Origin of the sequence: Streptomyces sp. NPDC050704 (assembly GCF_040654355.1) — a bacterium.
In the GTDB taxonomy this organism is placed as follows: domain Bacteria; phylum Actinomycetota; class Actinomycetes; order Streptomycetales; family Streptomycetaceae; genus Streptomyces.
The window spans coordinates 1-18,710 of sequence record NZ_JBFAHW010000047.1; the positions used below are offsets into that span (position 1 = coordinate 1).

General features: G+C 72.1%; 13 protein-coding genes. 7 read left to right on the forward strand and 6 right to left on the reverse strand.

Translation table 11 applies throughout. From position 1 onward, the window contains the following. The first annotated feature begins 215 nt into the window (after positions 1-215). Entirely contained in the window at positions 216-1,841 is a 1,626-nt protein-coding gene (locus AB0I18_RS26325; protein WP_363108040.1) for an alpha/beta hydrolase, read from the forward strand. 79 nt (positions 1,842-1,920) lie between these two features. Here AB0I18_RS26325 and serC read toward each other — a convergent pair whose 3' ends face one another. The 5 genes from serC to AB0I18_RS26350 all read right to left on the reverse strand — a co-directional run bounded on the left by serC (position 1,921) and on the right by AB0I18_RS26350 (position 6,952). Then, positions 1,921-3,039, reverse strand: a complete 1,119-nt coding sequence (gene serC, locus AB0I18_RS26330; protein ID WP_363108041.1) for a phosphoserine transaminase — start codon at positions 3,037-3,039, stop codon at positions 1,921-1,923. Between the two features lie 110 nt (positions 3,040-3,149). Continuing rightward, positions 3,150-4,406 carry a cytochrome P450 gene (locus tag AB0I18_RS26335; RefSeq protein ID WP_363108099.1) on the reverse strand — a complete coding sequence of 419 codons (1,257 nt, stop codon included), beginning with the start codon at positions 4,404-4,406 and terminating at the stop codon, positions 3,150-3,152. 28 nt (positions 4,407-4,434) lie between these two features. Then, positions 4,435-4,791, reverse strand: a complete 357-nt coding sequence (locus AB0I18_RS26340) for a DUF742 domain-containing protein (protein ID WP_363108042.1) — start codon at positions 4,789-4,791, stop codon at positions 4,435-4,437. Next, positions 4,788-5,261, reverse strand: coding sequence for a roadblock/LC7 domain-containing protein (locus tag AB0I18_RS26345; RefSeq protein ID WP_363108043.1), 474 nt, complete (start codon positions 5,259-5,261; stop codon positions 4,788-4,790). Before AB0I18_RS26345 ends, AB0I18_RS26340 begins: the two co-directional genes overlap by 4 nt. Next, positions 5,258-6,952: an ATP-binding protein gene (locus tag AB0I18_RS26350; RefSeq protein WP_363108044.1), complete on the reverse strand. Its 1,695-nt coding sequence runs from the start codon at positions 6,950-6,952 to the stop codon at positions 5,258-5,260. The genes AB0I18_RS26345 and AB0I18_RS26350 overlap by 4 nt, the downstream gene beginning before the upstream one ends. A 246-nt stretch (positions 6,953-7,198) precedes the next feature. On the opposite strand from AB0I18_RS26350, the gene AB0I18_RS26355 reads away from it, so the two are divergent. Continuing rightward, a complete protein-coding gene (locus tag AB0I18_RS26355) occupies positions 7,199-10,123 on the forward strand; it encodes an FAD-binding and (Fe-S)-binding domain-containing protein (RefSeq protein WP_363108100.1) in 2,925 nt (974 codons plus the stop codon). Positions 10,124-10,350: 227 nt separating this feature from the next. Continuing rightward, positions 10,351-11,262 carry an EamA family transporter gene (locus tag AB0I18_RS26360; protein ID WP_363108101.1) on the forward strand — a complete coding sequence of 304 codons (912 nt, stop codon included), beginning with the start codon at positions 10,351-10,353 and terminating at the stop codon, positions 11,260-11,262. Positions 11,263-11,536: 274 nt separating this feature from the next. Here the strand turns inward: AB0I18_RS26360 and AB0I18_RS26365 are convergent, their stop codons facing one another. After that, positions 11,537-12,319 (reverse strand): NAD(P)H-binding protein, encoded by a 783-nt coding sequence (locus AB0I18_RS26365; protein ID WP_363108045.1) that lies wholly within the window; start codon positions 12,317-12,319, stop codon positions 11,537-11,539. Positions 12,320-12,524: 205 nt separating this feature from the next. Between AB0I18_RS26365 and AB0I18_RS26370 the strand changes: the two genes are divergently transcribed. The 4 genes from AB0I18_RS26370 to AB0I18_RS26385 are packed head-to-tail and all read left to right on the forward strand — an operon-like array spanning position 12,525 to position 18,655. Further along, positions 12,525-13,322 (forward strand): TIGR03084 family metal-binding protein, encoded by a 798-nt coding sequence (locus AB0I18_RS26370; protein ID WP_363108046.1) that lies wholly within the window; start codon positions 12,525-12,527, stop codon positions 13,320-13,322. Between the two features lie 56 nt (positions 13,323-13,378). Further along, positions 13,379-15,148, forward strand: coding sequence for an acyclic terpene utilization AtuA family protein (locus tag AB0I18_RS26375; protein WP_363108102.1), 1,770 nt, complete (start codon positions 13,379-13,381; stop codon positions 15,146-15,148). Then, positions 15,145-16,752 carry a carboxyl transferase domain-containing protein gene (locus AB0I18_RS26380; protein ID WP_363108047.1) on the forward strand — a complete coding sequence of 536 codons (1,608 nt, stop codon included), beginning with the start codon at positions 15,145-15,147 and terminating at the stop codon, positions 16,750-16,752. Before AB0I18_RS26375 ends, AB0I18_RS26380 begins: the two co-directional genes overlap by 4 nt. Before the next feature lie 37 nt (positions 16,753-16,789). Next, positions 16,790-18,655 (forward strand): biotin carboxylase N-terminal domain-containing protein, encoded by a 1,866-nt coding sequence (locus AB0I18_RS26385; RefSeq protein ID WP_363108103.1) that lies wholly within the window; start codon positions 16,790-16,792, stop codon positions 18,653-18,655. Positions 18,656-18,710: the final 55 nt, after the last annotated feature.

Consider the following 18,710-nt stretch of genomic DNA (forward strand, 5'->3'; position numbering starts at 1 on the left):
GTGCCCGGTGCGCACCGGGCACTCCCGCCGACCGACCGACGCCTCCGTAAACGACGCAACTATCCCTTTTCTGGGGGCTTTTGAGACCTCGCGATGATTCAGTTCGGTCAAGTCTTGCTCGAATACGTACGTGCATGGCGTGCTCTTCCGGAACGATGCGGCACGGACCGCGTGACGCGCGGTCCTGACCCCCCTCACCGTTCTGAGAGAGCTCCATGAGAAGAACCGCAGCCGTACTGTGCGGCGCCACCGTTGTGCTGGCCGGGACACTCACCGCCGCCCCCGCCAACGCCAGTGCGTCGAACACCGCGAACACCGCCCGGTCGGCTCAGGCCGCCCGGACCGCCCAGACCGCGAAGGTCGGTTGGAAGGCGTGCGGTACGGACGACACCCCGACGCTCCAGTGCGCGTCGCTGAAGGTGCCGCTCGACCACGCGAAGCCGCAGGGCAGGAAGATCACCCTGGCGCTGACCCGCGTACCGCACACCTCGAAGACGTACCAGGGCCCGCTGCTGGCCAACCCGGGCGGCCCCGGCGGCAGCGGTCTGGGCATGGCCGGCTTCGTCGCCTCCTCCCTGCCCAAGGAGGTCGCGGCCCAGTACGACGTCATCGGCTTCGACCCGCGTGGCGTGGGCGAGAGCACGCCCGCCCTGGACTGCAAGCCGGGTCACTTCGACCCGGTGCGCCCGGACTCCGTACCGAGCACGTCCGCGATCGAGACGGCCAACCTCTCCCGCGCCAAGGCCTTCGCCCAGGCATGCGGCAAGAAGTACGCGGACCTCCTGCCGTACATCAACACACTCAGTGCCGTGCGGGACATGGACTCGATCCGCAAGGCCCTCGGCGCGAAGAAGATCAACTACTTCGGCTACTCGTACGGCACCTACCTCGGCGCGGTCTACGCCAAGCTGTACCCCGAGCGGGTGCGGCGCCTGGTGCTGGACTCGATCGTCGACCCGACCGGGGTCTGGTACGACTCCAACATCCAGCAGGACTACGCCTTCGACAAGCGCCACAAGGCACTCATGGCGTGGATCGCCAAGTACGACTCCACGTACAAGCTCGGCACCGACCCGGCGAAGGTCGAGGCCAAGTGGTACGCCATGCGGGCGGACCTCGCCAAGAAGCCGGCGGGCGGCAAGGTGGGCGCCTCCGAGCTGGAGGACATCTTCATACCCGGCGGTTACAACAACGCCTACTGGCCCACCCTCGCCAAGACGTTCGCGGCCTACGCCAACGACCACGACACCGCCGCGCTGGTCACGGCGTACGACAACATCGCCGCCATCGACGCCTCCGGCGACAACGGCTACAGCATCTACACCTCCGTGCAGTGCAGTGACGCGTCCTGGCCGCGCGACTGGAACCAGTGGCGCAAGGACAACTGGGCCGTGTACGAGAAGGCCCCGTTCATGGCCTGGAACAACGCCTGGTACAACGCGCCGTGCGCGTTCTGGCCGACGAAGTCGCAGAAGCCGGTGAACGTCGCCAACTCCAAGCTGCCGCCGGCCCTGCTGTTCCAGGCGACGGACGACGCGGCCACCCCGTACCAGGGCGGTGTCACCATGTCCCGGCTGCTGCGCGGCTCCAGCCTGGTGGTGGAGGAGGGCGGCGGCAACCACGGCATCACGCTGAGCGGCAACGCCTGCCTCGACAAGCACCTGGCGACGTACCTCACCAACGGCAAGCTGCCGCACGGCAGCGGCGTCGCCGACGCGGTCTGCGAGAAGCTGCCCGACCCGAAGCCGCCGACGACGGCGGCGAAGGTGTCGGGCGCGGTACAGCCGGCCGTCGACACGGTCGCCCGCACCTTGTCCGGGGTTCTCGGCCACGGTCGCTGAGCGGACATGAGAGCTGAGCGGACATGAGAGAAGGGCGCCCCGCAAACGCGGGGCGCCCTTGTCCGTGTGCGGGGGAAGGTCAGAGCTTCTCGATCACGTAGTCGACGCACTTCGTGAGTGCCTCGACGTCCGCCGGGTCGACCGCCGGGAACATCGCGACGCGGAGCTGGTTGCGGCCGAGCTTGCGGTAGGGCTCGGTGTCGACGATGCCGTTGGCGCGCAGGACCTTGGCGACGGCGGCCGCGTCGACCTCGTCCGAGAAGTCGATCGTGCCGATGACCTGCGAGCGCTTGGCCGGGTCGGTGACGAACGGGTTCGCGTACTTGACGTCCTCGGCCCAGCCGTAGAGCGTGCGCGAGGAGGTCGCCGTGCGGCGGACCGACCAGTCCAGGCCGCCCTGGCCGTTCAGCCACTCCAACTGGTCGTTCAGCAGGAACAGGGTGGCGAGGGCCGGGGTGTTGTACGTCTGGTTCTTGCGGGAGTTGTCGATCGCCGTCGGCAGCGAGAAGAACTCCGGAATGTGGCGGCCGGACGCGTGGACGCGCTCGGCGCGCTCGATCGCGGCCGGCGAGAAGATCGCGATCCACAGGCCGCCGTCCGCGGCGAACGACTTCTGCGGGGCGAAGTAGTAGACGTCCGTCTCGGCGATGTCGACCGGCAGGCCGCCCGCGCCGGAGGTGGCGTCCACCACGACGAGGGAGCCCTCGTCGGCGCCCGCGATCCGCTTGATGGGAGCGGCGACACCGGTGGAGGTCTCGTTGTGGGTGAGGGCGTAGACGTCCACGCCCGCCTCGGCCACCGGCTCCGGGTGCGTGCCCGGGTTGGAGGTGATGACGTCGGGCTCGGCCAGCCAGGGAGCCAGCTTGGCCGCCTTCGCGAACTTCGACGAGAACTCGCCGAACGTGAGGTGCTGCGACCTGTTCTCGATCAGGCCGTGCGTCGCCACGTCCCAGAACGCGGTCGAGCCGCCGTTGCCGAGCACGACCTCGTAGCCCTCGGGGAGGGAGAAGAGGCTGCTCACGCCCTCGCGGACCTTGCCGACCAGGTTCTTGACGGGTGCCTGCCGGTGGGACGTGCCCATCAGCGACGTGCCGGTGGCGGCGAGCGCGGCCAGCGACTCCGTACGCACCTTGGAGGGGCCCGCGCCGAAACGTCCGTCGGCGGGCTTGATGTCAGCGGGGATCTGGATATCAGCCACGGTGGGAGCCTATCCGTTTCGTGAAACCTGGTGGAAACGCGGTCCGGCCGGTGAGACGAGGTGTCCACGGGCGCGAGGCCGATTCAGTGGGCGGTCCCGGTCGTCATCCGTCATCCGGGCCCGCCCCCAAGAGCCGGAGTAGGCGTGAAACGCACGGGCAGTTCCGTGAGTCCGCGCAGCCACGGGGAGGGGCGGCGCGTCAACGACCCGGCGGGTACGGCGAGATCGATGTCCGGCAGGCGGTCCAGTACGACCTCGATGGCCGTACGCGCGATGACCTCGGCGATCTCCTGCGCCGGGAACGGGCACCGGTGCTCGCCGTGGCCGAAGGAGAAGTGTGCGCTGTTGCCGCCGGTGAGGGCGGAGCCGTGGGTGCGGACCTGCGGGTCGTGGTTGGCGCCCTGGAGGCCGAGCAGCAGCAGGTCGCCGGCGCGGACGGGACGGCCGCCGAGCCGGGTGTCGCGGGAGGCCCAGCGGCCGGCCGCGTTCTGGGCGGGGGTGTCCTCCCACAGGACCTCGTTCATGGCCTCGGGGACGCTGTGCCGGCCGCCGAACAGCGAGGCCGCGAAACGGTCGTCCGTCAGCATCAGCCGCAGCGAGTTGCCGATCCAGTCGGCGGTCGGCTGGTGGCCCGCGGCCATCATGACGATGAGGTCCTGGGTGATCTCCTCGTTCGTGAAGCCGCCCGGACCGCCATGGAGATGCCCTGAACGTGCCGCTGTCGCGAGCATGCGGCCGACCACGTCGTCCGCCGGCCGGGCCGCCCGGTCCGCGACCAGCCGGGCCATGGCGGCGGCCACGTGCAGCTGCCCGGCGATGGCGTTCTGCCGCCCGTCGAGCATGTCGTTCAGGGCGCCGACCAGCCCCGGGCCCTGGCTGTCGGCGAGGCCGAAGAGGGTGGCGAGGACGCGCACGGGCAGCAGCGCCGCGTAGTCCGCGACGAGGTCCGCCGCGCCCTTGGCGCACACCGCGTCGATCAGCTCGTCGGCCGACCGCTCGGCGAGGGCGCGCAGTTCGAAGGGGTCGACGGCTTCGAGGGCGTCACTGATCAACGCGGCACGCTCGTGGTGCCGTTCGCCGACGGTGTGCAGGACGGAGGACCGCCCGCGGCCGATCACCGGCAGCAGCGGCCAGTCGTCGGGGACGCGGTCCCACTGGTTCCACAGCTCCGAGTCGCGGCTGAACAGCACGGGATCGCCTGTGACCTGGTGCAGCTCGCGGTAGCCGATGACGAGCCACGCCGGTACTCCGCCGTCGAGCAGCACCGGCACCACGGGCCCGTACTCGCGCCGCAACTCCCGGTAGAGCTCGGCGGGTTCGGCCTGGAACCGGGGCCCGTTCAGGGGCACGGGAACGGTCGCCCCCAGCGGCGTACGAGTGTCGGAGGTACGAGTGTCAGAGGTTGCGGAGTCCAACGAGCACCTGCTCCAGGATGTCGTGATCGGGAAGACCGGCGAGTACGACCCTGCGCGGATGGCGGGCGCTGACGCGGCCCCCGGCGAGGAGGTCGCAGAGCAGGATCTTCGTGATGGTCAGCGGCAGCCCCAGCTCGGCGGCGACCTCCGCGACCGCGGTGGGCCGTTCGGTGAGGCGCAGGATCGCCGAGTGCTCCGACTGCATGCCCGGGGCCGGACCGCACTCGGCGACGATCAGCGTCACCAGGTCGAACGGGGTGTGGGGCGCGGACCGGCTGCGTCCTCCGGTGACGGTGTAGAGCCGGTCGGGCGCGTCGTCCCTGCCCGGCCGGCTCATGACGTACGTGGCTGCGCGCTCAGATGTCCGCCGAGCTGCTCCACGAGCTCGCCCATGTTGTGCCCGACGAGCCCGGCGTCGGCCTCCTCGGTCGTGATCACGGCCAGATGGGCGCCCTGGCCCGCCTCCACGATGAACAGGACCCCGCCGTAGAACTCGGCCATCGCCGTCCGCACGCCCCCGCTGCCGTCCCCGAACTCCGCGGACGCGCCGTGGGACAGCGACTGGATCCCGGCGGCGATCGCGGCGAGCTGGTCGGCCTGGTCGACGGAGAGCTCCGGCGTACGGCACAGCTTCAGGCCGTCCCTGGAGAGCACGAGCGCGTGCCGGGCACCCGGGGTGCGCGCCAGCAGACCCTCGACGAGCCAGGCGAGCCGCTCGTCGGCGGTCGAGGTGACGCCGGGGCCGCCGTTGACGCCCGTGACGCCGGTGGTGCCGGTGATGCCTATGGGGCCGGTGGGGCCGGTCATGAAGTGGGGTCGCCTTCCGGGTGGGAGGTGGCAGGGTTCGTACGGGCTTGAGCTTGTACGGGCTCGACAGCGGCCCTGCCCCGGACGGCCTGGCGGAAGCTGCTGAAGCGGGCGGCGCGGGCCATCACGTCGTCGGGGGCGGAGCGAGGGGCGCCGGGGGCGCCGGGTGCGGCCGGGTACTGGGTGCCGGAGCGATCGGCCTGCGTCTGTGCCTGTGCCTGTGCCTGCGCTTGCGCCTGTCGGGTCCGGGCCTCGGCCTCGGCGTCGGCCTCCGACTCGGCGAGGGTGCTGCCGCGGCGGCGCTTGGGGAGGCTGCCGGTGTGGTCGGCGGCGGGCCGGACGGGCGACTCGTGGGTCGGGACGGGATCGGGGTCCAGGTCGGAGACGGCGCGGGCGGCGGCGTACGACTCCTGGGGTTGGGACCGGGGTCGGGGCCGGGGCGGCGGGAAGGGCGCCGCGGGCTCGTGGGCGGTCGGTGCCGGAGCCGGGGTGGGGGTCCGAGTCCGGGTCTGGCCCGGGTTCGCGAGGATGTCCTGCGGGATGAGGACCAGGACGCCCGTGCCGCCGCGCGCGGAGGGGCGGAAGGAGATCTTCAGGCCGTACTTGCGGGCGAGACGGCCGACGACCGTGAGGCCGAGGCGGGTGCCGGTGAGGCCGCCGAGCTCCGCCTCCTCACCGGAGACGGCGCGCTCGGCGCGGCGTAACTGCACCTCGCCCATGACCAGGCCGCTGTCCTCCACGGAGACGATGACCCCGGCCGGAACCTCCTCTACGTAGACGTGCACTTCGGCCGTCGGCGGGGAGAAGTTCGCGGCGTTGTCGAGGATTTCGGCGAGTGCGTGCATCACGCCCTCGGCGGCGTGCCCGGCCACGGCGGCCTCGCTGGCCGAGTGGACGCGGATGCGCCGGTAGCCGCTGATGCGGCCCATCGCGCCGCGCAGGATCGACTCCATGACGATCGGCCGCGCCCAGCGGCGGCCCGAGCGGGCGCCCGTGAGCACGGCGACGGAGTCGGCGAGGCGGCCCGCCTGCGCGGTGCGGTGGTCGAGGTGGAGGAGGTCGGCGAGTACGTCCTCGTCGGAGTGCCGCTCCTCCATCGCGCGCAGGTCGGCGAGCATGCTGGTGGCCAGGGCCTGCAGCCGGCCCGCGGTGTTGGCGGCCGCGGAGATCGCGGCGGCGCAGTCGGTCCTCGCCTGCCGCAGTTCGTCGCTCACGCGCGCGTGGTCCGCGCTCAGGCGGGTGCGCTCCCGGTCGAGTTCGGCGGCCAGGCGGACCTTCTGGTGGGCGTTCTGCTCGGCCATCCGTGCGCGCTGCCGGTCGAACTCGTCGGTGAGCCGGGCGCGTTCGAGGGCGGCCTCCTCGGTGACGCGGGCCCGTTCCCGGAGCAGCCGGCCGGCGTCCTGGGCGGCCGCTTCGAGGCGGCGGCGCAGCAGGCGCGACTTCTGCACGGCGTGGCTCGCCACGGCGACGGCCGCGCACAGCAGGACCGCGGCGGCGCCCGCGCTCCACGCGAGGGGCGCGCGCACCGACGCGGGGGCCAGGGCGAGCGCGGCGCCGACGGCGAGCGCGGCCGGTACGGCGGTGAGGAGCGGGGCGGGCACGACGGCACGAAGACGAGGCCGTTCGTCTCCGGGGCGCGTGAGGGACGTCCGATCTGGGGTGGGACGCGCTTGCGGGGTGGGCGCGGTCATGAATCGTGTCCTCGGTCGTGTCCTGGGCGGGATGCGACACCTGGTGCTCAACTGGCGGTCACTATATGGGAGTTCGTGATCGGAACGGGTGGGTTTCGGAACGGCGCTCACAATTCGTCCGTGATTCGAGACGACTCACTTTTGATCACTTTTGATCGCCGCGAGTGACTGTCAGTGACGGGAGGCATCCTTGGAGACATGAGGGATGGCATGGCGGACGGCACGACACAGGGCAGGGCGCACGGCATGACGGAATCGGACCTAGCGGAGCTGCGGGCCGGTCTGCAGAAGGCCGTGCGCGGAGAGGTCGCCTTCGACGCGACCGCACGGGCGCTGACGACCATGGACGCGTCCAACTACCGGCGTGTACCGCTGGGGGTGGTCGCGCCCAGAGACGCCGACGACGTGGCGGCGGCACTGTCCGTGTGCGCGCGGCTCGGCGTGCCGGTCGTCGCGCGCGGCGGGGGCACGTCGATCGCGGGCCAGGCGACGGGCACCGGTGTGGTCCTGGACTTCACCCGCCACATGAACCGGATCGTGTCCCTGGACGCGGCGGCGCGAACGGCGGTGGTCCAGCCGGGAGCCGTACTCGACCGCCTCCAGGAGGCGGCCGCCCCGCACGGCCTGCGGTTCGGCCCCGACCCCTCCACCCACAGCCGGTGCACCCTCGGCGGAATGATCGGCAACAACTCGTGCGGCTCCCACTCGGTGGCCTGGGGCACGACGGCCGACAGCGTGAGCGGACTCTCCGTGGTGACGGCCAGGGGCGAGTCCCTGACGCTCGGCCAGTCCTGGACAGGTGCTCCGGAGGGGCTGCGGACCTTGGTGGACGCGGAGTTGGGGCGCCTGCGCACCGGCTTCCCGGACCTCCCACGCCGCATTTCGGGGTACGCGCTGGACGCGCTGCTCCCCGAGAAGGGCGCCGACGTCGCCCGCTCCTTCTGCGGCTCCGAGGGCACCCTGGGCGTGCTCACGGAGGCGGTCGTACGGCTGGTGGAGTCCCCGCGCGCGCGTGCGCTGGCCGTGCTGGCGTACGCGGACGAGAGCGCGGCCGCCTCGGCCGCGGCGGGCCTCCTGCCGTACGGACCGCTGACGGTGGAGGGCATGGCCGCCGATCTCGTACCGCCGGACGCGGGGCTGCCCAAGGGCGGGGCCTGGCTGTTCGTGGAGACGGGCGGCACGACGGCGGCGGAGGCACGCGCGCGTGCGGACGCGATCGTGCGCGCCGCGGACGTCGTCGACTCCCTCGTGGTCACCGACCCGGCCGCACAGCGCACCCTGTGGCGCATCCGCGAGGACGCGAGCGGCACGGCGACCCGCATGCTCGACGGCACCGAGGCATGGCCCGGCTGGGAGGACTGCGCGGTGCCGCCGCCCCGACTGGGGGAGTACCTCAGGGACTTCAGGGCGTTGCTGACCTCCCACGGGCTGCGCGGAACCCCGTACGGCCACTTCGGCGACGGCTGCATCCACGTACGCATCGACTTCGACCTCCTCTCCCGCGAAGGCATCGCCCGCTTCCGCACCTTCTCCGAGGAACTGGCGGAACTGGTGGTCTCCCACGGGGGCTCACTCTCCGGGGAGCACGGGGACGGGCAGGCGCGGGCCGAACTGCTCCCGAAGATGTACGGCGAGGAGATGGTCGGCCTCTTCGAGCGCGCGAAGGCGGTCTGGGACCCGGACGACCTGCTGAACCCCGGAATGCTGGTGCGGCCCGCGCCCCTGGACTCGAACCTCCGGTTCGCCGTCCTCCCGCGCGAACCGGTGGACGTGGCCTTCGGCTACCCGCACGACGGCGGGGACTTCTCGGCGGCGGTACGCAGGTGCGTGGGCGTGGCCAAGTGCCGCACGGAGACGACCGGTCCGGGCTCGTCCACCGTCATGTGCCCCTCCTTCCGCGCGACCGGCGAGGAGGAGCACTCCACGCGCGGCCGGGCGCGGCTGCTGCACGAGATGCTGGCGGGCGAGGTGGTGACCGACGGCTGGGCCTCCACGGAGGTCCGCGACGCGCTGGACCTGTGCCTGTCCTGCAAGGGCTGCCGCTCCGACTGCCCGGTCGGCGTCGACATGGCCACGTACAAGGCGGAGTTCCTGCACCACCACTACGAGGGCCGCCGACGCCCGGCCGCGCACTACTCGATGGGCCGGTTGCCACTGTGGCTGCGGACGGTCTCGCGGCTGCGAGCGGCTCGCCCGGCCAACTTCCTCGCCTCGGTAGGGGTGTTGGGCGGCGTGGCGAAGCGGCTGGGCGGGATCGCGCCCGAGCGTGCGATCCCCCGGCTGGCGGAGGAGACGTTCCGGCGGTGGTTCGAGCGACGCGGGGCCGATGATGGCGGTGTCGGTGGTGTCGGTGGTGTCGGTGGTGACGGCGGTGGCGGCGGTGACGGCGGGGCTGGGTCGGTGCCGGACCCGGGTGACGAGGGAGCCGCGCCCACCACCCTCCTCCTCCCCGACACCTTCACGAACCACCTCTCGCCCGAGGTGGGCCGGGCGGCCGTACGGGTCCTGGAGGACGCGGGCCGTCGGGTGGTCCTGCCGCCGCCCGGGGTGTGCTGCGGCCTGACGTACGTCTCCACGGGCCAACTCGACCGCGCCCGCACGGTGATGAGGCGCACGCTGGACCGCATGGAACCCCTCTTGGGCGGGAGCGGGAGCGAGGGTGAGGTCGCGGGCGAGGTCGAGCCGCTCGTCGTTCTGGAGCCGAGCTGCGCCGCCGCCTTCCGTACGGACCTCCCCGAACTCCTCCACGACGACCCGCGCGCCCGCCGCCTCGCCGACTCGGTGGTGACGTTCGCCGAGGCCCTGGAACGGCAGGCACCGAACTGGACCCCGCCCCGCCTCGACCGCCCGGCCGTCGGCCAGACCCACTGCCACCAGCACGCGGTACTCGGCGACGCGGCCGACCGCCGCCTGCGCACGGCGGCGGGCCTGGACGGCGAACTCTCCGGCGGCTGTTGCGGCCTCGCAGGAAACTTCGGCTTCGAGAAGGGCCACTACGAGGTGTCCGTCGCCTGCGCGGAGGAACAGCTGCTCCCGGCGGTGCGCGCAGCGGCGGAGGGGACGGTGGTACTGGCGGACGGCTTCTCCTGCCGAACGCAGCTGGAGCAGCTGGGGGAGACCCGGGGCCGCCATCTGGCAGAAGTACTGGCGGAGGCCCTGACGGAACGGTAAGCGATTGGAAGGTTTGGGACACCCGGGAGCAGCCTGGACTGTCCCAAACCTTCCAATCACCTTGGTATGCGTGGGGGGCTGGTGGGGATTGTAAGGTGCTTCGGGGGTTTACAGTCCTTGCCTGGTTCATTACTCTGTACTTTGTAGTGCAGCATGGTGTACAGGTTCAAGCTTCTTGGGTGGCCCTCGTGAGACTTTCCCGCGTAGAGCGGGCCCCGTCGGTCGGCGTGGACGCAGGCGCGGGCGCAGGCACGCTCGGCGGCCCGGGTCCGGCCCGGCGGCGGGGCTCCCTAGGGCCCGTGGGCCTCGTACTCGCCGGAGGCGTCTCCGTTCAGTTCGGGGGCGCGCTCGCGGTGACGCTCATGCCGCGGACCGGGGCGCTCGGGGTCGTGGCGCTGCGGCTCGCGGTCGCCGCGATCGTGCTGCTGGTGATCTGCCGCCCTGCGCTGCGCGGGCACTCGCGCGCCGACTGGGGCACCGTCGTCGTCTTCGGCGTCACGATGGCCGCGATGAACGGGCTCTTCTATCAGTCGGTCGCCCGCATCCCGCTCGGCCCCGCCGTCACCCTTGAGGTGCTCGGCCCTCTCGTGCTGTCCGTCCTGGCCTCCCGCCGCGCCGTCAACCTCGTCTGGGCCGGACTGGCCCTCGGCGGCGTCTTCCTCCTGGGCGGCGGGGGCTTCAGCAGCCTCGACCCGGTCGGTGTCGCCTTCGCCCTGTCGGCGGGCGCGATGTGGGCCACGTACATCGTCTTCAGCGCCCGTACGGGGCGACGCTTCCCGCAGGCCGACGGGCTGGCGCTCGCCATGGCGGTCGCGGCCGTGCTGTTCCTGCCGCTGGGTGTCGTCGAGTCCGGTACGAAGCTCCTGGACCCGACCGTGATCGCGCTGGGCGCCGCCGTGGCCGTCCTCTCCTCCGTCCTCCCGTACACCCTGGAACTCCTCGCCCTCCGCCGTCTCCCCGCCTCCACCTTCGCGATCATGATGAGCCTCGAACCGGCCGTCGCCGCGGCCGCCGGTTTCCTGGTCCTGAGCCAGACACTGTCCGCGCTCGAGGCCCTGGCGATCGCGCTGGTCATCGTGGCGAGCATGGGGGCCGTACGGACCCAGGTGGGGCGGGGCAGGGCGAAGAACGTGGGGTGAGGTGAGCGGCGGGGCAGCGGCGGGGCGTCGTCCCGTCGGTTCCGGTCTCGCACCGACAGAGCCTGACCGGCCGAAGCTTCCCGGCGGCACCGGCGGCACCGGCGGCACCGGCGGCACCGGCGGCACCGGCGGCACCGGCGACACCGGGGGCCGACTACCGGCGCATCGGTGATCCGGCCTGGTCCTGGTCCTGGTGCCCGTCGCTCGACCGGGTCCGCGGGTGCCCGACGGCGGTTCCCGTGGTTTCGGGGCCGCCGGCCGGTAGTCGGTTCCCTCACGACGGGACGTCGATCCACTCCTCGAACGACGGCCCCGCCAACCGTGCGTGCGCGCCCGGCAGCAGTCCGCCGTTCTCGAAGAGTTCGCGGTCCGGATTGGCCGGGTCGCTGACGGCCACGATCTCGACCTGGTCCCCGCGGCGGGCCGCGACCAGACGCGCCGCCGACTCCAGGCTCTCCTCGCGCGGTCCCGCGACCTCCGGGAACGTCGTCCCGTCGGAGTCGGCCCCGGGGGCGAGGGCCAGGTCGGCGAGCGCCTCGGCGACGGTCCGGGCGGCGACCAGCTGCGTACGCATCTTCGGTACGTACACGACGTCGCCCTGCCGCCCCCACTGCATCAGCACCTCGACGAACTCGTGGAACTGGGCCGCGCGCAGGACCCGTGCCGGGAGCGGGCCCGCGAGCGCCGCCCGCTCGTGGGCGAGCTTCGCCGCGTTGTAGCCCGAGGTCGAGCCGTCGATACCGATGATCGAGACCACGACCAGCCGCTCGACACCGGCCTTCGACCCGGCGTCGTGCAGGTTCCGGGCCGCCGCCGTGAAGAACTCGGTCGCCTCCTGTTGGTCCGGAGAGGGTGTACTCGCCGCGTCGATGACGACCTCCACCCCCGCCAGGGCCTCCACCAGCCCCTTCCCGGTGACGACGTCCACACCCTCGGACCGCGACATCGCGACGACGTCGTGCCCGCGCTCCTTCAGTACGTCCACGACATGGCGCCCGACTCGTCCGGTCGCCCCGGCCACCGCGATCTTCTTGCCCGTGCCCGTGCCTGCGTCCATGATCCTTCTCCCTCTGCGAGTTCTGCGAATCGCTCCGTCACCGCTATGACGTAGCCCGACGCACACATGTGACGAGGAACGGAAGAACGAAAAAACGAAAGAACGCAGGAGGTGAAATGCAAGCACGCTTGCTTGTTTCTGAGGAGGCTGCCATGCTCCGGGACACACCGCCCCGCACACCGTCGTGCCCCGAGGGGAGCGCATCGTGGCTGATCCGTCGTCGTTCGTGATCGACGATCTGCATCAGGAGAGCGAAGAACTCGACCTGCTGGTGGGGGAGTTGGGGGAGGAGCGCTGGGCGCTCGACACCCCCGCCCCGGGGTGGACCGTCGCCCACCAGATCGCGCATCTGGCCTGGACCGACCGCGCCGCCCTGCTCGCCGCGGCGGACGCCGACGCCTTCGCCAAGGAGGTCGAGAAGGCGCTGGTCTCGCCGGACGGCTTCGTGGACGAGGGGGCGGAGGAGCGGGCCGCGCTGCCGCCCGCCCGGCTGCTCGCCGAGTGGCGGGCCGGTCGGGAGGCGCTGGAGCGGACCCTGCGCACGGCACCCACAGGGACGCGCATTCCCTGGTACGGACCGCCCATGTCGGTCGCCTCCATGGCTACCGCGCGTCTTATGGAGACCTGGGCCCACGGTCAGGACGTGGCGGACACGCTGGGTGTGATGCGGGCACCCACGGACCGCCTCCGGCATGTGGTGCGGATCGGGGTGCGGGCCCGGGACTACGCCTTCGGGGTACGCGGGCTCACCGCGCCCGGGGAGGAGTTCCGCGTCGAACTCGCCGGACCGTCAGGGGAGTTGTGGACGTACGGTCCTGAGGGCGCCGCCCAGCGCGTCAGCGGACCCGCCCTCGACTTCTGCCTCCTCGTCACCCGGCGGGCCAACCGCGCCGACCTCGCCGTACGCGCCGAAGGCCCTGACGCCGACCGCTGGCTGGACATCGCACAGGCCTTCGCGGGGCCGCCCGGCACGGGCCGCGCCCCGAAGGAGGCCGGGGAGTGACGGCCCCTGTGCCCGGTCCGGAGACCGGTCCGGAGACCGGTCCGGAGACCGGCCCTCTGAGCGTCGGCCCTCCGAGCGTCGCGCCCCTGCGCATCGGCAACGCCTCCGGCTTCTACGGCGACCGCTTCGACGCGATGCGCGAGATGCTCACCGGCGGCCCCCTGGACGTCCTGACCGGCGACTACCTCGCCGAACTGACCATGCTCATCCTGGGACGGGACCGGCTGAAGAACCCCGCGAGCGGCTACGCGCGCACCTTCCTGCGCCAGCTGGAGGAGTGCCTCGGCCTCGCGCGCGAGAGAGGCGTACGCATCGTCGCCAACGCCGGCGGCCTCAATCCGGCCGGACTCGCCGACGCGGTACGGGAGTTGGCCGACCGGCTCGGCATCCCCGCGCGCGTCGCGCACGTCGAGGGCGACGACCTCAAACGGAGATACCCGCAGCACGTCACCGCGCACGCCTATCTCGGCGGCGGGGGCATCGCGGCCTGTCTGCGCGCGGGCGCGGACATCGTCGTCACCGGCCGCGTCACCGACGCCGCGCTGGTCACAGGACCGGCCGCCGCGCACTTCGGCTGGGCAGCGGACGCGTACGACCGACTCGCGGGCGCCGTCGTCGCCGGGCACGTCCTGGAGTGCGGCACCCAGGCCACCGGCGGCAACTACGCCTTCTTCACCGACCACGCCCCCGAAACGCTCCGCCGCCCCGGCTTCCCGCTCGCCGAGATCCACGAGGACGGGTCGAGCGTCATCACCAAACACGACGGCACCGGCGGAGTCGTGGACGTCGGCACGGTCACCGCGCAGCTGCTGTACGAGACGGGCGGCGGGCGGTACGCGGGACCCGACGTCACCGCCCGTCTCGACACCGTCCGGCTCACCCAGGACGGCCCCGACCGCGTACGTATCGACGGTGTACGCGGCGACGGCGTGCGCGGTGAGGCCCCGCCGCCCACCCTCAAGGTCGGGCTCAACTCGCTCGGCGGGTTCCGCAACGAGGTCGTCTTCGTGCTGACGGGGCTAGACATCGAGAAGAAGGCGGCTCTCGTACGGGACCAGATGGAGGCCGCGCTCGCCGCAGCCAAGTCCCGGCCCGCGCACATCCGTTGGGAACTCGCCCGCACCGACCACCCCGACGCCCCCACCGAGGAGACCGCGAGCGCCCTGCTCCGGCTCGTCGTGCGGGACGCCGACCAGGACGCGGTGGGCCGGACCCTCAGCGGAGCCGCCGTCGAACTCGCGCTCGGCAGCTACCCCGGGTTCCATGTGATGGCACCACCGGGAAAGGGTGCTCCTTATGGGGTGTTCGAGGATGTGTACGTCCCCCATGTGGAGGTGGACCATGTGGCGGTCCTCCACGACGGGCGCCGGATCCATGTCACCCCGCCCCAGGACACCCGCGCACTGGAGACACCACCGGAACCACCCCTGCCCGAGCCTCTGCCCGAGCCCCTGCCTGAGGCACTGCCCGAGCCCTCGACCACCGTCGGCGCACCCACCCGACGCGCCCCCCTCGGCCTCGTCGCCGGGGCCCGCAGCGGCGACAAGGGCGGTAACGCGAACGTCGGCGTCTGGGCCCGCACGGACGACGCCTGGCGGTGGCTGGCGCACACCCTCACCGTCGACCGCTTCCGCGAACTCCTCCCGGAGACCGCCGACCTGACCGTCGTACGCCACGTCCTGCCGAACCTGCGCGCCCTGAACTTCGTCGTCGAAGGCATCCTCGGCGAGGGTGTCGCCGCCCAGCACCGCTTCGACCCGCAGGCCAAGGCCCTCGGCGAATGGCTGCGCTCCCGCCACCTGGACATACCGGAGGCCCTGCTGTGACCGTCCTCCCCTCGGCGCTCGACACGAGGAGCCCCGAGTACGCCGCCCACCGCGAGGCCATGCTCGGCAAGCTTGCCGAACTCGACGCCGAGCACGCGAAGGCCCTCGCGGGCGGCGGCGAGAAGTACGTGGCCCGGCACCGGGCGCGAGGCAAACTCCTCGCCCGTGAGCGCATCGAGCTGCTCCTGGACCCCGACACACCGTTCCTGGAGCTGTCGCCGCTCGCCGCCTGGGGGAGTGCCTCCCCGGAGTACGCGGTGGGCGCGTCCCTCGTCACCGGCATCGGCGTCGTCGAGGGCGTGGAGTGCCTGATCACCGCGAACGACCCGACCGTACGCGGCGGCGCCAGCAACCCCTGGAGCCTGAAGAAGGCACTGAGGGCGAACGACATCGCCCTCGCCAACCGGCTGCCCTGCATCAGCCTCGTCGAGTCGGGCGGCGCCGATCTGCCCTCCCAGAAGGAAATCTTCATCCCTGGGGGAGCGATTTTCCGCGACCTCACCCGGCTGTCCGCCGCCGGAATCCCGACCGTCGCCGTCGTCTTCGGGAACTCCACCGCGGGCGGCGCGTACATCCCCGGCATGTCCGACCACGTGATCATGGTCAAGGAGCGGGCGAAGGTCTTCCTCGGCGGTCCGCCGCTGGTGAAGATGGCCACCGGCGAGGAGAGCGACGACGAGTCCCTGGGCGGCGCCGAGATGCACGCGCGCGTGTCGGGCCTCGCCGACCACTTCGCCGTCGACGAGCGGGACGCCCTCAGGCAGGCGCGGCGGGTGGTCGCCCGCCTCAACCACCGCAAGGCGTACGCCGATCCGGGCCCGGTCGCCCCGCCCAAGTACGACGAGGACGAACTCCTGGGCATCGTCCCGGGGGATCTGCGCACCCCCTTCGACCCGCGCGAGGTCATCGCCCGCATCGTCGACGCCTCCGACTTCGACGAGTTCAAGCCCCTCTACGGGACGAGCCTCACCACCGGCTGGGCGACCCTCCACGGCTACCCGGTCGGCATCCTGGCCAACGCCCAGGGCGTGCTCTTCAGCGAGGAGTCCCAGAAGGCCGCCCAGTTCATCCAGCTGGCCAACCAGCGCGACATCCCGCTGCTCTTCCTGCACAACACCACCGGCTACATGGTCGGCAAGGAGTACGAGCAGGGCGGCATCATCAAACACGGCGCGATGATGATCAACGCGGTGTCCAACTCGAAGGTCCCGCACCTGTCCGTCCTCATGGGCGCCTCCTACGGAGCGGGCCACTACGGCATGTGCGGCCGCGCCTACGACCCGCGCTTCCTGTTCGCCTGGCCCAGCGCCAAGTCCGCCGTCATGGGCCCCCAGCAGCTCGCAGGCGTCCTGTCGATCGTCGCCAGGCAGTCCGCCGCCGCGAAGGGGCAGCCGTACGACGAGGACGCCGACGCCGCCCTGCGCGCCATGGTCGAGCAGCAGATCGAGTCCGAGTCCCTGCCGATGTTCCTGTCCGGCCGGCTGTACGACGACGGGGTCATCGACCCGCGCGACACCCGAACCGTCCTCGGCCTGTGCCTGTCCGCCATCCACACGGCCCCCTACGAGGGCGTGCGCGGCGGCTTCGGCGTCTTCCGGATGTGAGAGGTCCTCCATGACGTTCCCCCGCACGTCCCCCCGCGTGATCACGTCCCTCCTCGTCGCCAACCGGGGCGAGATCGCCTGCCGCGTCTTCCGCACCTGCCGCGAGCTGGGCATCCGAACCGTCGCCGTGCACTCCGACGCCGACGAGAACGCCCTCCACGCGCGCGTGGCCGACACGGCGGTACGCCTCCCGGGCGCGACGCCCGCCGAGACATACCTGCGCGGCGACCTGATCGTGAAGGCCGCCGTCGCGGCGGGCGCGGACGCCGTGCACCCCGGGTACGGCTTCCTGTCCGAGAACGCCGACTTCGCCCGGGCCGTCCTCGACGCGGGCCTCGCCTGGATCGGCCCGCCGCCCGAGGCGATCGAGGCGATGGCCTCCAAGACCCGGGCGAAGGAACTGATGGGCCTTGAGCCCCTGAAAGACGTCACCGCGGACGACCTCCCGGTGCTGGTGAAGGCGGCCGCGGGCGGCGGCGGACGCGGCATGCGGGTCGTACGGGAACTGGACGATCTGGACGCCGAGTTGGCGGCCGCCCGCGCCGAGGCCCTCAGCGCCTTCGGCGACGGCGAGGTCTTCGTCGAGCCCTACGTAGAAGGCGGCCGGCACGTCGAGGTACAGATCCTCGCCGACACGCACGGCACGGTGTGGCCGCTCGGCACCCGCGACTGCTCCCTCCAGCGCCGCCACCAGAAGGTGATCGAGGAGGCCCCGGCCCCGGGTCTGACCTCCGAACTGACCGACTCCTTGTACGCGATGGCCGTACGCGCCGCCCGCGCGGTCGACTACATAGGCGCGGGCACGGTCGAGTTCCTCGTGGCCGACGCCCCGGCGACCGATCCCACACGCGGACCGAAGGCCCACTTCCTGGAGATGAACACCCGCCTCCAGGTCGAACACCCCGTCACCGAGGAGGTGTTCGGCGTGGACCTGGTGGCACTCCAGATCCGGATCGCCGAAGGACAGCCCCTCGAAAACGACCCCCCACGCGCGCGGGGCCACGCCGTCGAGGCCCGCCTGTACGCCGAGAACCCGGCGACCGGCTGGACCCCGCAGACCGGCACCCTGCACCGCCTCACCGTCCCCGAGGCCCGCCTGGACACCGGCTACACCGACGGCGACGAGATCGGCGTCCACTACGACGCCATGCTCGCCAAGGCCGTCGCCCACGCCCCCACCCGCGCGGAGGCCGTCCGGAAACTCGCCGGCTCCCTGGAGCGCGCCACCATCCACGGCCCGGTCACCAACCGCGACCTCCTCGTACGCTCCCTGCGCCACGAGGAGTTCACCACGGCCCGCATGGACACCGGCTTCTACGAACGCCACCTTCCCGGACTGACCGAGCCGGCCCCCGACCCGTACGCCCCCTTGGCCGCCGCCCTCGCGGACGCCCACGGCCGCTCCCGCTTCGGCGCCTGGCGCAACCTGCCCTCACAACCGCAGACGAAGCGCTACCTGATGAACGGCGACGAACACGAGGCCCGCTACCGGCACACCCGGGAGGGCCTGACCGCGGACGGGGTGCGCGTGGTGAGCGCCGGCGCCGACCTGGTCGTACTCGAAGTGGACGGCGTACAGCGCAAGTTCGAGGTGGCCCGCTACGGCGACCACGTGCACGTGAACACCACCGTGCTCACAGCCCTGCCCCGCTTCCCCGCCCCCGAGGCCGACCGCGCCCCCGGCTCACTTCTCGCCCCCATGCCCGGCACGGTCGTCCGAGTCGCCGAGGGCCTCACCGCCGGAGCCTCCGTACGGGCCGGAGAGCCCCTCATCTGGCTGGAGGCAATGAAGATGGAACACAAGATCTCAGCACCCACCACAGGCACGCTCACGGCTCTGCACGCGGCTCCTGGCCAACAGGTCGAGCTGGGCGCACTGCTGGCAGTGGTCGTGCCCCGTTAGGGGCGCGGGGAACTGCGCGACAAGCCACGAACAACCCGCACCCTCCAGACGGCAT